The 15,271-nt window shown below is 55.4% G+C and carries 13 protein-coding genes and 2 tRNA genes; 7 read left to right on the forward strand and 8 right to left on the reverse strand.

Features of this window, described 5'->3' with window-relative positions:
* Window positions 1-187 precede the first annotated feature (187 nt).
* A complete protein-coding gene (fadA, locus tag ABIE59_RS11915; protein ID WP_354447137.1) occupies window positions 188-1,363 on the reverse strand; it encodes an acetyl-CoA C-acyltransferase FadA in 1,176 nt (391 codons plus the stop codon).
* A gap of 32 nt (window positions 1,364-1,395) precedes the next feature.
* Window positions 1,396-3,543, reverse strand: a complete 2,148-nt coding sequence (gene fadB / locus ABIE59_RS11920; protein WP_061332171.1) for a fatty acid oxidation complex subunit alpha FadB — start codon at window positions 3,541-3,543, stop codon at window positions 1,396-1,398.
* A gap of 314 nt (window positions 3,544-3,857) precedes the next feature.
* On the opposite strand from fadB, the gene ABIE59_RS11925 reads away from it, so the two are divergent.
* Together ABIE59_RS11925 and ABIE59_RS11930 are read left to right on the forward strand one after the other, a co-directional pair.
* Window positions 3,858-4,676, forward strand: a complete 819-nt coding sequence (locus tag ABIE59_RS11925) for a hypothetical protein (RefSeq protein WP_354447139.1) — start codon at window positions 3,858-3,860, stop codon at window positions 4,674-4,676.
* A gap of 126 nt (window positions 4,677-4,802) precedes the next feature.
* The gene (locus tag ABIE59_RS11930; RefSeq protein ID WP_354447141.1) at window positions 4,803-5,234 is read left to right on the forward strand and encodes a universal stress protein; all 432 of its coding nucleotides are present in this window, start codon (window positions 4,803-4,805) and stop codon (window positions 5,232-5,234) included.
* A 55-nt stretch (window positions 5,235-5,289) separates the two neighbouring features.
* On the opposite strand, the gene ABIE59_RS11935 is transcribed toward ABIE59_RS11930, so the two are convergent.
* The 5 genes from ABIE59_RS11935 to ABIE59_RS11955 all read right to left on the reverse strand — a co-directional run bounded on the left by ABIE59_RS11935 (window position 5,290) and on the right by ABIE59_RS11955 (window position 9,614).
* Window positions 5,290-5,958: a DUF6901 family protein gene (locus ABIE59_RS11935; protein ID WP_354447143.1), complete on the reverse strand. Its 669-nt coding sequence runs from the start codon at window positions 5,956-5,958 to the stop codon at window positions 5,290-5,292.
* On the reverse strand, window positions 5,955-7,892 hold the full coding sequence (locus ABIE59_RS11940; protein ID WP_354447145.1) for an ATP-binding cassette domain-containing protein: 1,938 nt from the start codon (window positions 7,890-7,892) through the stop codon (window positions 5,955-5,957). Before ABIE59_RS11940 ends, ABIE59_RS11935 begins: the two co-directional genes overlap by 4 nt.
* Before the next feature lie 5 nt (window positions 7,893-7,897).
* A complete protein-coding gene (locus ABIE59_RS11945; RefSeq protein ID WP_354447147.1) occupies window positions 7,898-8,695 on the reverse strand; it encodes an MOSC domain-containing protein in 798 nt (265 codons plus the stop codon).
* A 133-nt stretch (window positions 8,696-8,828) separates the two neighbouring features.
* A tRNA-Gly gene (locus tag ABIE59_RS11950) sits at window positions 8,829-8,904 on the reverse strand.
* A gap of 107 nt (window positions 8,905-9,011) precedes the next feature.
* The gene (locus ABIE59_RS11955; protein ID WP_354447149.1) at window positions 9,012-9,614 is read right to left on the reverse strand and encodes a DUF924 family protein; all 603 of its coding nucleotides are present in this window, start codon (window positions 9,612-9,614) and stop codon (window positions 9,012-9,014) included.
* A gap of 92 nt (window positions 9,615-9,706) precedes the next feature.
* On the opposite strand from ABIE59_RS11955, the gene ABIE59_RS11960 reads away from it, so the two are divergent.
* The 3 genes from ABIE59_RS11960 to ABIE59_RS11970 all read left to right on the forward strand — a co-directional run bounded on the left by ABIE59_RS11960 (window position 9,707) and on the right by ABIE59_RS11970 (window position 11,181).
* A complete protein-coding gene (locus tag ABIE59_RS11960; RefSeq protein WP_354447151.1) occupies window positions 9,707-10,084 on the forward strand; it encodes a sirohydrochlorin chelatase in 378 nt (125 codons plus the stop codon).
* Window positions 10,085-10,112: 28 nt separating this feature from the next.
* Window positions 10,113-11,018, forward strand: a complete 906-nt coding sequence (locus tag ABIE59_RS11965; protein WP_354447153.1) for a TIGR01777 family oxidoreductase — start codon at window positions 10,113-10,115, stop codon at window positions 11,016-11,018.
* Between the two features lie 87 nt (window positions 11,019-11,105).
* Window positions 11,106-11,181 (forward strand) — tRNA-Glu (locus ABIE59_RS11970).
* Window positions 11,182-11,211: 30 nt separating this feature from the next.
* Here the strand turns inward: ABIE59_RS11970 and ccoM are convergent.
* Window positions 11,212-11,361, reverse strand: coding sequence for a cytochrome c oxidase subunit CcoM (gene ccoM, locus ABIE59_RS11975; RefSeq protein WP_354447155.1), 150 nt, complete (start codon window positions 11,359-11,361; stop codon window positions 11,212-11,214).
* Window positions 11,362-11,617: 256 nt separating this feature from the next.
* Between ccoM and ABIE59_RS11980 the strand changes: the two genes are divergently transcribed.
* Both ABIE59_RS11980 and ABIE59_RS11985 read left to right on the forward strand, forming a co-directional pair.
* Window positions 11,618-14,038, forward strand: coding sequence for a bifunctional diguanylate cyclase/phosphodiesterase (locus ABIE59_RS11980; protein WP_502915355.1), 2,421 nt, complete (start codon window positions 11,618-11,620; stop codon window positions 14,036-14,038).
* 21 nt (window positions 14,039-14,059) lie between these two features.
* The gene (locus ABIE59_RS11985; protein ID WP_354447159.1) at window positions 14,060-15,247 is read left to right on the forward strand and encodes an acetate/propionate family kinase; all 1,188 of its coding nucleotides are present in this window, start codon (window positions 14,060-14,062) and stop codon (window positions 15,245-15,247) included.
* Window positions 15,248-15,271: the final 24 nt, after the last annotated feature.

Consider the following 15,271-nt stretch of genomic DNA (forward strand, 5'->3'; position numbering starts at 1 on the left):
GGAAAACATAGAGCTGCCATTGTGTATAGGCCCACTGTTTTACAGGGTCAAGAATTGCAAGACAACCCATTCTTTGATTTCAGTCAGCCTTTTTTTCAAATACCGGCAGCAGACACCAGCCCCTGAAACAGGAAGGCCCGGCAAAAGCCGGGCCTCCTGATGAGCGTTACTGATTCGGATCAACCGATCAGAGGCGCTCCCACACAGTGGCAATGCCCTGACCAAGACCGATACACATGGTGGAAACACCAAGCTTACCGCCTTTGGCCTGCATCACATTCAGCAGTGTGGTGGAGATGCGGGCACCAGAGCAGCCCAGCGGATGGCCAAGGGCAATCGCGCCGCCGTTCAGGTTGACCTTCTCTTCCATTACGCCCAGCAGTTTCAGGTCTTTCAGGACCGGCAGGGACTGGCCAGCGAAGGCTTCGTTCAGTTCCCAGAAGTCGATATCTTCGACTTTCAGGCCTGCACGCTTGAGCGCCTTCTTGGTAGCCGGAACCGGACCGTAGCCCATGATCGCGGGATCACAGCCGGCAACTGCCATGCTGCGAATCTTGGCGATCGGCTTCAGGCCCAGGGCTTCTGCCCGCTCGGCTGACATCAGCACCATCGCAGCGGCACCGTCGGTCAGCTGCGAGGAAGTACCGGCAGTCACGGTACCGTTCTTCGGATCAAACGCCGGGCGCAACTGAGCCAGTGACTCAGCCGTGGTCTCCGGACGAATGGTCTCGTCTTCTTCGATCAGCTTCACAAAGCCATTTTCGTCATGACCTTCAACCGGAACGATTTCGTTCTTGAAGCGGCCTTCAACGGTAGCTTCGTGAGCCAGTCGATGGGAACGGGCACCGAACTCATCTTGCTGCTCACGGGTAATGCCATGCATTTTGGCCAGCATTTCTGCAGTCAGGCCCATCATGTTGGAGGCCTTGGCACTGTACTTGGACGCCGCCGGGTTGTGGTCAAAACCGGCCGTCATGGGTACGTGGCCCATGTGTTCAACACCACCAACCATGAATACATCACCGTTGCCAGTCTGGATAGCCTGGGCAGCCGTGTGGATGGCGCTCATGGCGGAACCACAAAGGCGGTTAACGGTCTGGGCAGCAGACTCGTGAGGAATACGGGTCAGCAGGGAAATCTGCCGTGCCACGTTGAAGCCCTGCTCCTTGGTCTGGTTCACACAGCCCCAGATCACATCTTCTACTTCTTTCGGGTCGAGCTTCGGGTTGCGCTCAAACAGTGCTTCAATCAGCGCAGCGGACAGAGTCTCGGCGCGAACGTTGCGGAAACAGCCGTTTTTGGCACGACCCATCGGAGTCCGCACGCAATCGACGACGACAACGTCTCTCGGATTAAGGCTCATAGATCTTTCTCCGTTCGGAAATCTCGTTAGGGTTAGCCAAAGAACTTCTTGCCGGTCTTGGCCATTTCACGCAGCTTCTCGGTCGGCGCGTACAGCGGGCCAAGATCTGCGTACTTATCTGCCAGTTCGACGAACTTGTCGACGCCCATGTCGTCGATGTAGCGCAGAGCACCACCACGGAACGGAGGGAAACCGATACCGTAGATCAGGCCCATGTCTGCATCGGCCGGGTCTTCAACAATGTTGTCTTCCAGGCAGCGAACGGTTTCCAGGCACAGAGGAATCATCATGCGGGCGATGATTTCTTCTTCGTCGAAGTCCTTGCTGCCATTAACCACAGGCTCGATGAGCTTGTAGGTTTCTTCGTCAACAACTTTCTTCGGCTTGCCCTTTTTGTCTTCTTCGTACTTGTAGAAGCCCTTGTCGTTCTTCTGACCGTAACGGTTGTTCTCGAACATCACGTCAATGCCAGACTTGAAGTCGGCCTTCATGCGATCCGGGAAGCCCTCTGCCATTACCTCGTTGGCGTGCTTGGCAGTGTCCATACCAACAACGTCGAGCAGGTAAGCGGGGCCCATGGGCCAGCCGAACTTTTCCATCACCTTGTCGATCTTCTGGAAATCAGCACCGTCACGCAGCAGCGCGGCAAATCCACCGAAATACGGGAACAGAACACGGTTAACCAGGAAGCCCGGGCAATCGTTGACTACGATCGGTGTCTTGCCCATGGCCTTGGCGTAAGCAACAGTGGTCGCGATGGCGCGGTCACTGGTCTTCTCGCCACGGATAACCTCAACCAGCGGCATCATGTGCACCGGGTTGAAGAAGTGCATGCCACAGAAGTTCTCCGGACGCTTCAGGTTCTTGGCCAGAAGGTTGATGGAGATGGTAGAGGTGTTGGAGGTCAGGATGGTGTCTTCGCGAACCGCGTCTTCAGTTTCACGCAGAACCGCGTCTTTAACCTTCGGGTTCTCAACAACCGCTTCAACGACCAGGTCAACGCTCTTGAAATCGCCGTAGTTCAGGGTTGGCGTGATGTTGTTCAGAACATCGCCCATCTGGCCGGCGTCCATCTTGCCCTTGGCAACACGCTTGGACAGCAGCTTCTTGGCCTCATTCAGGCCCAGCTTGATGCCGTCCTGATTGATGTCCTTCATGACAATCGGGGTGCCTTTCAGTGCAGACTGGAACGCCACACCGCCACCCATGATACCGGCGCCCAATACAGCAGCCAGTTTCACGTCGGACGCTTCTTTTTCCCAGGCGCTGGCTTTCTTCTTCAGGGCCTGATCATTCAGGAACAGACCAACCAGACACGCGGCAACGTTGGTCTTGGCCATCTTGGCGAAGCCCTTGGCTTCCACTTCGATCGCCTTGTCGCGGGTCATGCCGGCATGCTTCTGCATGGTCTTGATGGCTTCCACCGGCGCCGGGTAGTTCTTGCCAGCCTTGCCGGCCACGAACGCCTTGGAAATCTCGAACGCCATCATACTTTCCATAGCGTTCAGTTTGATCTTGCCTTTCTTCTCTTCGCGGCGGGCCAGGTTATCCAGCTTGCCTTCGTTGCACTGGTTGATAATGGCAACAGCGGCGGCGACCAGCTTGTCTGCTTCAACCACGGCATCAACGGCGCCCACTTTCAGAGCGGCATCGGCACGGTTTTCAGTACCACCGGCAATCCACTCAACCGCGTTGTCCACACCCACCAGACGGGACAGACGCACAGTACCGCCAAAGCCCGGGAAGATACCCAGCTTCACTTCCGGCAGACCAACCTTGGCCTTGGGAGCCATAACACGGTAGTCGGTGGCCAGACACATCTCAAAACCACCGCCCAGAGCGATACCGTTGATAGCGGTAACCGTCGGGAACGGCAGATCTTCAATGGCATTGAAAACTTCGTTGGCCTTCAGGTTATTAGCAACGAGGTCTTCCTCGGAACCTGCAAACAGCTCGGTGAACTCGGTGATATCCGCACCGACAATGAAGCTGTCCTTGGAGCTGGTTACCACCAGGCCCTTGAGGTTCTTCTGGGATTTGAGTGCTTCAGCTGCGGCGCCCAGCTCTTCGATGGTGAGACGGTTGAACTTGTTAACTGACTCGCCTTGCAAGTCAAAGTCCAACTGAGCGATCCCGCCTTCGATCTCTTTAACCGTGATGGCTTTACCTTCGTAAATCATCAACTGATCTCCAGTCTGTGTTTGGAACTGCTGACAACCGGTTGGCGAAACGCCGAGCCGACTGCCTGTGCAGCGAGATTTCGGTCACTGCCCGATCATTCGATCCAAAAAATTCATACAGTCGTTTGAATCGCGAGGACACACGATGAAAAAAAAAGACGCATTTGTCAATTTGTTTCTTGATGAAACCTGAAGAAAAAAGGGAGTACAGCCTGTAAGAGCCGGAAACTACTTGATTAGCCGGCAGAGTTACTTTAACTTCGAGATGCGACTTTAGTCCACAATAATAAAACAGTATTACGGAGACTCATCCGATGAAAGACGCTCGCCTGCGCATTCAGTCAATGCTTGCCGCACTGTTACTACTAACCCTGACCGCGTTTGGCGCCCAGGCACAGAATACCGGGGCAGACTTCCTCTCTGATCTGCACGATTTCCGAATCAATAACTACCTGGCCCTGGACTCGTTCTATGCATTCAGCGCCAACGGTGACACGGAAGCCCTCAATCGTATCGTAGGCAGCATCAATGCCTCCAATAACGCGATGAACGCCGTGATCGCCAGCACCAGTGGTGTTCTGTCGCCACAGCAAGTCGAAGGGCTCAATCAGGACTTTGACCGGTTCAAGGAGCTCATGCGTGGCAACATCAACGTCGTCCGGGACATGGGCTATCCTGACCTGCGCCTGATGGCGGATCTTGCGAACATGGCATCCAGCATGAACGAGCGTGCCACAGAGCTTTACGGTGTCGCTCAGGAAAACAGTGGCGCACAGGCGGACGCACGGATTGAATCTGCTCGCTCTGCTGCTGTGGTGATGGCGCAAATGATGGCCAGATACTCAGCGCGTACCCACTCATCAGTGGCCCAAACCTTCCAGGGGGCCTCAGACGAAGCATCACTGGATCAACAGGCCCTGATATTTGACCGCTTGCTGGCCCGGGTACAATCCGGCTCTGCCAGCGCCGAACTGAAGGCAGCTATCGATGATGTCAGCTCCAAATGGCAGTTCATTCGCGGTTCTTATATCAATTACAACGAAAATAACGTGAGCTTCGTGATAGACCGCTACTCCAAAGGCATCATTCGCAGCCTGACCACCACCATCGAAATTCTCGAGAATAACGCCTGATATCCCTTCGGGCGGACTACCGGTCCGCCCGATTACCCCTTCCTGTTGATGCCCGTCAGAATCCCGCTACACTTTTTCGTATAAAGTGTTGATACTGACTATCCAAATTCGCAAAGGAGTGACTGAATGTCGACCTATAACAAGATGCTGGTTGCCATTGACCTGACAGAAGAAGCACCGCAGGTTCTCAACAAGGCGAAGGCCATCTGCGATGCTTACGGAGCCGAGCTTTTTCTCGTCCATGTCGTCGAGCCAGTAGGCTATGCCTACGGTGGTGATATCCCGATGGACCTGACGGAACTGCAAGACCAGTTGGACAAAGCCGCCCGGGAGCAACTGGCCAAGTACGGTGACCAATACGGCGTACCGACCAGCCACCAGATCGTTACGGTTGGCCGGCCGGAATCCGAAATCCATCGCCTGGTAAAAGATCAGGGAGTTGACCTGGTGATCGTTGGCAGCCATGGCCGTAAGGGCTTCCAGTTGCTCCTGGGTTCAACTGCCAACGGAGTGTTGCACGGCACTGAGTGTGACGTTCTGGCTATCCGGATTCATTAAAGGCCTGGACGTAAAGAACGGCCCCAATGAATGAGAGCCCGGGCAAAGGGGGGGCTTAAGCCTCCCCTTTCATTCTTGCCTGCAGTTTCCTGAGCTGGCTTTCCAGCGACACACTGACACTCGACGCCATGGAAAAGAAATTCAGCAGCGCCTTAAGGTTGCTGTCTCCCTTACAGACGGCATGAATCCTTTGCCAAAGAGCCTGATTCACAAGTTGGAGCCGCTGATTCCGCTCCACCAGCCCCTTCAGTTCCCAGTCAGCCTGTTCCTGATTCCGTTGGGCAAACAGTTGCTGCAATAGATAGTAGCCGACGCTCCGCATAACAAACTCGTCGCTGTTGGCGAATGGCAAATGATGCAACGCCATCGGCTTGAGCTCTGACAGAACAGGGCAACCACTGGTTGCCATCTTTAACCCGAGCAACGAGCGCAGGGCCTCTTCCAGCGTTGTCTGCTTCGAATAGGTGCGGCGCTCGTCTGCAACCTCCACATTCACCTTCTGGTAGGCATCTTCAGCCTGAAACGCCTCAACTACCGGCAGGATCTCAACTGCAGCCGGGCAGTATTCCACCTCCCCGGCTTTCAGGGGGCAATTCGAGCATTTGCAGTGCTCAAGTCTGACCCAGGCGGGGAGCCCCGAGGCCGGTGACTTTGCCGGCTGACCGGTGACGTTGAACTCTATGTTTCGTCCATCAAGAAATTTGAAATTATAATTGATATTCATTGACTCGCCTGCTCTTCCAGCTCCATCCACCGCTCGATAACCGACTCCAGTCGGGTTTCCCTTTCCGACAACTTTTCAAGAGTGGCTGAGACTTCGTCCGGTGGGCCTGAATAAAAGTCCGGGGCAGAAATTGACTCCTGAAGTTCTGCCACCTCACGTTCCAGCGCCTCAATCTTGCCCGGCAACTGCTCAAGCTCCAGTTTAAGCTTGTAACTCAGTTTTGCAGCCTTTGGTTTTGCCGACTGCGACACAGTCTCTGACAACGACTGCGTATTTTTGTTCGAACTGTCGGACTTATCACGCTTGTCCTGCTTGTCGGGCCGGTTCCCTGAGGTCTCCGAGGGAAATCTGCCACCTTGGCGACGCCAGTCTGTGTAGCCACCAACGTACTCTCGAACAGCACCGGAGCCGTCCAGAAAGATTGTGTCAGTCACCACGTTATCGAGAAACTCCCGATCGTGACTGATCACGATGACTGTACCGTTAAAGTTCCCTAATTGCTCTTCAAGCAATTCCAGAGTTTCGACGTCCAGATCATTGGTGGGTTCGTCCAGCACCAGTATATTCGCAGGCTTGCTAAACAGCTTGGCCAGCAGCAGCCGTGCGCGCTCACCACCGGAAAATACCCGGACCGGGGAGCGGGCACGCTCCGGAGTAAACAGGAATTCCTGAAGATAGCCCAGCACATGCTTGCTCTGGCCGTTGATATCGATAAATTCACGGCCTTCAGCCAGGTTATCAAGGGCATTGCGGGACAGGTCCAGCTCACCCCGGAGCTGGTCAAAGTATGCCACCTGCAGATTGGTACCCAGCCGGATACTACCCTCGGTAGGCTCAAGCTCGCCCAATAACAGCCTGACCAGAGTGGTTTTGCCGGTGCCATTCTCCCCGACCAGACCAATTTTGTCGCCCCGGATCACCGTCAGGTCCATGTCGCGCACAACCTGGTGGCCGTCCGGATACGAGAAACCGGCCAGGCGTGCCTCTGCCACCAGCTTGCCGGATTTTGCTGCCTCTTCTACGGAGAAATTGGCAGTGCCTCCTCGCACCCTGCGCTGTCGATGCTCCTCTCGCATGGCCTTCAGGGCCCGCACTCGCCCCATGTTCCGTGTCCGGCGGGCCTTGATACCCTGGCGTATCCAGGCTTCTTCCTGTTTCAGGCGCTTGTCGAACAAGGCATTCTGGCGCTCCTCGTCTTCCAGCGCTTTCTCCTTGAGCTCAAGATACCGGTCATAACTGGCCGCAAAACTGATGAGCTGACCACGGTCGAGTTCCACTACCCGTGTAGCCATGCGACGGATAAATGCCCGATCATGACTGACAAACAGCATCGCCCCACGAAACTGGGTCAAGGCGTCCTCGAGCCAGGCGATTGCAGGTACATCAAGGTGGTTGGTTGGCTCATCCAACAACAGGATATCCGGCTCCGCAACCAAAGCCTTGGCCAGCAAGACCCGGCGCTGCCAACCACCAGACAACGTATTGAGGCAGCGGTCCGGCTCAATGCCATACTGACCCAAAATGGTGTTCACCTTTTGATCAAGACGCCAGCCATCCAAAGATTCGAGACGCTCCTGTACCTTCATCAGGCTATCCATAGCAGCCTCGTCGGCACTCTGGGACAGACGATGGAACTCCGCCAACAACTCGCCGATTTCCGGAAACGCCGAAGCGACCACATCATAGGCAGTCCGGGCATCATCCGAAGGCAGGCTCTGCGGCAGAACCGCCAGCACCGAGCCTTCCTCGAGACGGACAACACCAGCATCCGGAGTCACTTCGCCACTGACAATCTTCAGCAAAGTCGACTTGCCCTCACCGTTACGCCCGAGGAGGCACACACGCTCCCCCGGGTCAATCATCAGGGTTGCCTCATCCAGCAAGGGATGCATGCCGAAAGCCAGGGAGATTTTTTCCAGTGATAACAAAGGCACCTTGATCAAGACTCCTGTTGGGAAATTTCTACAGCATCACCGACCGACAGCCGGCCATAGCCCTGATGGACGGCATTCTGCCCAAAGATCACACCATCCACGGTTTTTCGATAACGAGAAAGGGTTCTGAGCGGCTCGGCATCAGTATCTTTCAGGCCGGTATCCGGATCCACCGTAGTCATGACGCATCGGGAGCAGGGTTTTGAGATCGTAAACCGGGTTTCACCCACTCTGACGCTTTGCCAACGATCCTCAGACCAGGCCTCAGCCCCCGAAATGACTACGTTCGGCCGAAAACGGCGCATTTCTACCGCGTTGTCCAGTCGGCTATTGAGCTCATCGAGCGAAGCCTGATTCGTTATCAGCAAGGGGAACCCGTCGGCAAAACCAACCCTGCGGTTTTCCGGAACCCGAACAGGATCTACGCGGCGAAAGCTGTCATCCGGCATATGGACAAAGCGAAGTGACCGGCCAATATAACGGCTGATAGCTTCATCGGCCTCCTCCGGGCCGGTCACCGCCTTCACAGTATCCCGCCATACCGTAACCTCAACCTGGCGATCCCCGGGCCTCAGGGTAATGTCACCCTGCCCCGGAATGTCAATTTCGACACCTTCTGGCCCAAGCCGGGTTACCACCTTAGCCAACAGCGGTTCCTGCCTCTGGGTTATAAACTGCCCCTGATCATTCACCAGCATCCAGCGCCGGTCGCCGGCAGGTCCGAATTCATCCAGTTCGAGGGATGAAACTTCGATACCGGACAGGGACTTGACCGGGTAAATAAAGAGGGATTGAACGCGCATGGTGACCACCCTTGTAAGTCAAAGGTTAGGGATGGGAGTTAGCGAGTATAACCGACGAGTCCGCCTGAATGGGGGAGAAATGCGGCATCAGAAACAAAAAACCCGGCCTGATAGACCGGGTTTTTTCTGAATCTGGAGCGGGAAACGAGATTCGAACTCGCGACCCCAACCTTGGCAAGGTTGTGCTCTACCAACTGAGCTATTCCCGCTTGATGCCAGAGGGCGTTGCCTCTCAACGGCTGCGTATTCTACTGATCAGCGTTCGGCCGTCAACAATTTTTGTGAAAAATTTGTGATTACCCTGAACCGCACCGTTTTACTGCCCAAATCGGCGCCCACCAGCCAGATACGCCTGCTCGGCCTCCGTCGATGTTCGCCCAAGTGCCTTGTTGCGATGGGGGAAGCGGCCAAACTGGCGCACAATCTCCCGGTGGTCAATGGCGGACTGCAGGAAGCTTTCCAGGAACTCCTCGAGCAATCCGCTGGCGCTGGCCACCAGTTGCTCGTAACACGCTACCGACAAATCCTGATCTCTCTTGAGTTCCGAGTGCTGCATAGGCATGTACAGGAATGCCCTATGAATCAACGGCAACTCCTGGTCCTGGCCCTTTTCCATCGCCTGCCTGCTGAGGTTACGGGCGAGCCGGTCACTGTCAAACGCCAGCGCACCACCACGGAAGATGTTGCGGGTAAACTGATCGAGCAACAGTATTTCGGCCAGCGCACCACCAGCTTCGCTGCGCCAATGGTCCAGGCCCTGTTCAGAAGCAAAGAGAACCAGCGATAAAAAGCGCCTGCGAATTTCCTGGTCAAACTTCCGATCGGATCGAAACCAACGGTTTCGGTGGTCCGCATCGGGTAGTCCGTGCTCATCCAATTCACCAAACCAGAAATCCAGAAGCTCTTTCCAATCGAACATTTACCGACTCCCTGTTACATTTAGATCAGCGGGTGTACAGGATCCTATTTGCTTACGACAGAATCTGTCCATTTGACCACCCAGGAGCAATCATGACCAATTCTCACCAAATTATCCTGTTGGCCCATGGCAGCAGTGACCGACGCTGGTGTGAAACGTTTGAACAACTGGCGGCACCCACGCTCAAGTCGGTCGAAAACGCGGCTATCGCCTACATGGAACTCGCAGAACCCTCGCTGGAAGCCATCGTGAGCCAGGGCAAAGCGGCTGGCACTGACCATTTTACGGTGGTTCCCCTGTTTCTGGCGGCGGGCCGACATCTTCGAAAAGATGTACCGGCAATGATCTCAGAACTGGAAAGCCAGCATGGCGTTCAGATCAAGTTGGCGCCACCTATCGGCCAGAACCCTCAACTGGGTGATGCCATCCGGGATGTGGTACTTCAGGAACTTGAGCACAACGATTCCTGAACCTTTCAGCTGACAGGAGGAAAAGATCATGGAGAAGAGAATCCTGATTACCGGTGGTACGGGCTTTATCGGAACCGTTCTGTGCCGGGAGCTGATCAGCAAAGGATATACGCTAACAGTGCTCAGTCGACAACCGGCAGAAGCCGTGCGCGCACTGTGTGGCCGGGTTGAGGCCACGTCAGACCTGAAACTCCTTAAGGGGCATCAAGGCTACCATGCCGTCATTAACCTGGCCGGAGAAGGGATCGCCGACAAACGTTGGACGGCGTCCCGAAAACAGGCCCTGCGGGACAGCCGTATCAGCCTGACCCGGACTTTGGTTGATGTATGCAAAAGCTGGCAAAGCCCGCCTGAAGTTTTGGTATCTGGTTCTGCTGTGGGCTTCTATGGCGACCAGGGAGACCATCTGGTAACAGAGGATACCCAGCCACATCCGGAGTTCACCCACGAGTTGTGCCGAGACTGGGAACAGGCAGCACTGTCTATAGAGGAGCTGGGCACCCGGGTATGCCTGTGTCGCACCGGCATTGTGACTGGTAGAGGTGGCGGCTTCCTGCAGAGAATGATATTGCCCTTCCGGCTCGGTCTTGGCGGCCGCCTTGGCGGCGGATATCAGTACATGCCCTGGGTGCACCGGGATGATGTGGTGTCAGGGCTGATGTGGATGCTAGAGAACCCTCACGCCCGCGGAGCCTATAACATGGTAAGCCCTCAACCGGCCACTAACCGGGAGTTCACAAAAACTCTTGGCCAGGTTGTAGGCCGGCCCACAGTGTTCCCGGCTCCGGCGCCGTTGCTCAGGCTGGCATTAGGTGAAATGGCAGGGTTGCTGCTCACAGGGCAGAAAGCGGTACCGGCGAGATTGCAGAACGAGGGATTCCAGTTTAAGTACCCGGAATTGAAGACAGCACTCGAAGATAGCGTGGCACGCTGATTATTTTTCAAAATAATCGTTGACAGGGGAAAAGCCGTTACTTAATATACGCGCCACCTCGACGAGGCAAGTTGTTGAAAACGTTGCGTCCCCTTCGTCTAGTGGCCTAGGACTCCGCCCTTTCACGGCGGCAACAGGGGTTCGAACCCCCTAGGGGACGCCAATTTTCAACCACCCATACGTCGCTCGGTGGTTATCCACCATGGCCTCTACGGTGGCCTTCGTGCTTATCTCCTCCATGCTCCTTCTGGTCCTTCACCACAAAAATCCCTACGCCAACGAAAAATCCAACCACCAGCAATACGGTTGCGATACCAGCGATGACCACAGCGTCCATATACATAGTTTGTACTCCTGCTCTATCTGAAACTTGACCAAACTCAGGTTACGCCCGGGCGACCAGCCCCGTATTGATCTGTGTCAAAGGCAACTATCCCCTCTTTCAATTCCAAAACTGCGAAACACAGCCCGAATTATTCTGTTATTTCCTGCATTTGCAGCGCATTCGACATAAACTGCTGCTATAGTCGGTGACATACTAGGCACTTACACTTACGCACCTTATGCCCGACATCCGATGCGATAGCGAAGTTAGCGACATGCGAGCATTCATGCCCAGATTGAGGCGTATTCGCAAAGCCTCTCCTCTCTCTTTCAGGCTCCTGGCATGGATCCTGTTGTTCAGCACTGCCTTCACGCTTCTGGCCGCAGGTGTGCAGATCTATTCTGATTACCGCAAAGACCTGTCGCTGATCGAAGAACGGATGGAAGTGATTGAGTCCGGCTACGCTTCAAGCCTGGCCAGAAGTCTCTGGGCCCTCGATCAGAAACTGCTGCAAACCCAGATGGAGGGCATCCTGAGCCTGCCGGACATTATCCACCTCCGGCTCCGAATCGAGCCTGATTCCGAACTTGTGATGGGAGAAATCCCCAGACAGGCCGATACCCTTGTCCATCGTTTCGAACTCGTTCAGCGGGATGGAAATGAATTCCTGCTTGGGGAACTTGAGATAACCGCCAACCTGGAACGGGTGTATGGGGAACTCCAGCGAAAGGTCGGCGTTATTCTGGCCACGCAGTTCCTGACCGTCTTTTTTGTTTCAGTCCTTATCCTGTGGATCTTCCAGCACCTGGTAACCCGGCATCTCACCGCCATGGCGCAATACACCAAGGATCTGTCACTGAAAAACCTGTCCAGGCCTCTGGTGCTGGACCGCCCGGACAGCACAGCCAATGGTCGAGACGAGCTGGGCATGGTGACGGACGCCATTAACCAGATGCGGGAGAGACTGAATGAAGATGTCGCCCGGCGCGAGCGGGATGCAGCCGACATCCTCAAGTTTTCCAAGGCCATTGATCAGAGCCCTTCATCAGTTCTGATCTGTGATCGGCAATGGCGAATCGAGTACGCTAACCGTAAGTTCAGCCAGCTAACCGGCCATACCATAGACGACATCATCGGCAAGCATCCGTCACATCTGATTGAGAACAATATGGACAGCCAGGACGCACGCCACCTTTGGCAGTCCATCAGGCTCCAGGTACAGCGGGTTGGCGTGTGGCAGGGCGAGGTCAATAGCGTCCGGCGCAATGGTGAGCGCTATTGGGAGCAGCTGGTGGTCACCCCTATCCGCGATAATAATGGTGACACCAACGGCTACCTGATCCTCGGCGAAGACATCAGCATCCGTAAGCGCTATGAACAGCAATTGTTGCGCCAGGCCAATTACGACATATTGACCGGCCTGCCGAACCGGATGTTGGCCCTGGATCGCCTCAAGCTGGCGCTGGCCCAGGCCCGCCGCGACAATTCCCAGGTGGGGGTCATGTTCCTGGACCTCGACAATTTCAAACATATCAACGATACCCTGGGCCACGATGCCGGCGATACCCTGCTCGTGGAAGCCGCCCGTCGTATCTCCAGCTGCCTCAGGGGCACCAGCACCGTAGCCCGCCTGGGTGGGGATGAATTTCTGGTTATCCTTCCGGGCCTTACCGGAGCGGAGGCCTCATGCCAGGTCGCGGAAAGGATCCTGAAAACCTTTTCCCCCGCGTTTGTTCTCAATGGTCAGGAAGTCTTTGTGACAACCAGTATCGGGATCGCCATTTTTCCCACGGACTCCGATAACAGTGGCACCTTGCTCCAGCATGCCGATGCCGCCATGTACCAGGCCAAACACAAAGGAAAGAGCGCCTACGCCCAGTTCACGCCGGAAATGACCGAAGTGTCCCACGAGCGGCTTCAGATGGAGTCTCATATGCGTAAGGCGCTGGAGTTGGGAGAATTCGAGCTCTATTACCAGCCGATAGTGGACACCGCGTCTGGCTCATTGATTGGCGCTGAAGCTCTGCTACGCTGGAACAACCCGGCCATGGGCATGGTCATGCCCGACCGCTTCATTCCGCTAGCTGAGGAAACCGGCCTGATCATTCCTATCGGCGAATGGGTTATCGAGGAGGCCTGTAAAGCCGCTGTCGCCTGGCGAGCCATGACCGGCCTCCACGCCCTTTCAATTGCGGTTAATGTATCGCCCCGACAGTTCCGGGATCCCGGCTTCACCGATGCGGTTATGCGCTCCCTTAACGCCAGTGGTCTGCCGCCGGAGAGCCTTGAGCTGGAAATTACCGAGAGGCTCATTCTTGATAACACTATTGAAACCGCTGACATTCTGCGGCAACTGGACAGAACCGGAATCCGGCTATCGGTTGACGACTTTGGAACCGGTTATTCAGCCTTGAGTTATCTGAAGTCATATCCGTTCGACACACTCAAGATCGACAAGTCCTTCATTCAGGATGTGTTGAACGAGAGTGGCGACGCCTCACTGGTGCGTGCGATCATCAATATGGCTCACAGTCTGGGACTGAAAGTCATCGCCGAAGGCGTCGAAGAAGAGGGGCAAACCCACTTCCTCAAGCATGAAAACTGCGACTACTCTCAGGGCTACTTCTACAGCCGCCCGATGCCCGAGCAGGATTTCATTCAGTGGCTGGAAACCAACCATCGAGCCAATCTCTGAATCACCAAAACGGCACCAAGCATGGACGAAACAATACTGGTCGTGAACTGCGGCAGTTCTTCTATCAAACTCGCGCTGTTCAACAACCACCATCAGAAACAGGCCTCTGCACTGGCTGAGCGGCTGAACAAACCGGATGCAATCGCAAAGATTTCCGGTGACAGTAAGCCGGTCGCCCTACCCGCAAACGCATCCCATGAACACGCCCTGCAAGCCCTGGTAAACGCTTTCTACGACCGCAAGCTGTTAAGCCGAGAGCCTGCTTCGATTGGACATCGGGTGGTTCATGGTGGTGAGGCCTTTCGGGAGGCAGCGCTGATCGACGACAATACCATAACGGCCATTGACGAATGTGCCTCGCTGGCACCGCTTCACAACCCGGTCAACCTGGTTGGCATCAGAGCCATGCAGCGACTGTTTCCGGATGTACCGCAGGTGGCGGTTTTCGACACCGCTTTCCATCAGAGCCTGCCCAAGCGGGCCTTCCTGTATGCCCTGCCTGAACACTATTACCGGGAATGGGGTGTCCGGCGCTATGGGTTTCACGGCACCAGCCATCAATTCATGGCCAATGAGGCGGCGCGCCGCCTGGGCAAGACGCCAGCGACGACGTCTATCATTTCAGCGCATCTCGGTAACGGCTGCAGCATCACAGCCATCGATAACGGCATCAGCAAAGATACCAGCATGGGGCTGACACCACTGGAGGGGCTGGTAATGGGCACCCGCAGCGGCGATGTCGATCCAGGGCTGTTTGACTACCTGGCCGGGCGCGGTATCAGCGCCAGTGAGGCCCACAGAGTTCTGAACCAGGACAGTGGATTGCTCGGGCTGTCTGGCCAGACCAATGATATGCGCTCGCTGTGCGAGCTGGCTGACCATGGCCACGAACCCTCACAACTGGCCATTGATGTATTCTGCTTTCGCCTGGCGAAATATTTTGGTGCCATGATGGTCTCCCTGAACCATCTGGATGCTCTGGTGTTTACCGGTGGCATCGGAGAAAACAGTGCCAGAGTCAGAGCCCAGACGGTCGAACACCTGAAACTACTCGGCATTACACTCGATCCGGACCTGAACAACCATCACGGCCAGTACAGTGAAGGCCACATTGGCGACCCGGATTCCCGTTTTCCGGTAATGGTCATCCCAACCAATGAAGAATTGGTGATTGCCAGAGAAGCCATCCGGCTTGCTAACGTAAACTGACATTCAAGGACGTCATCAGGAACC

It is taken from the genome of Marinobacter sp. MBR-99 (assembly GCF_040547575.1).
Classification (GTDB): Bacteria; Pseudomonadota; Gammaproteobacteria; order Pseudomonadales; family Oleiphilaceae; genus Marinobacter.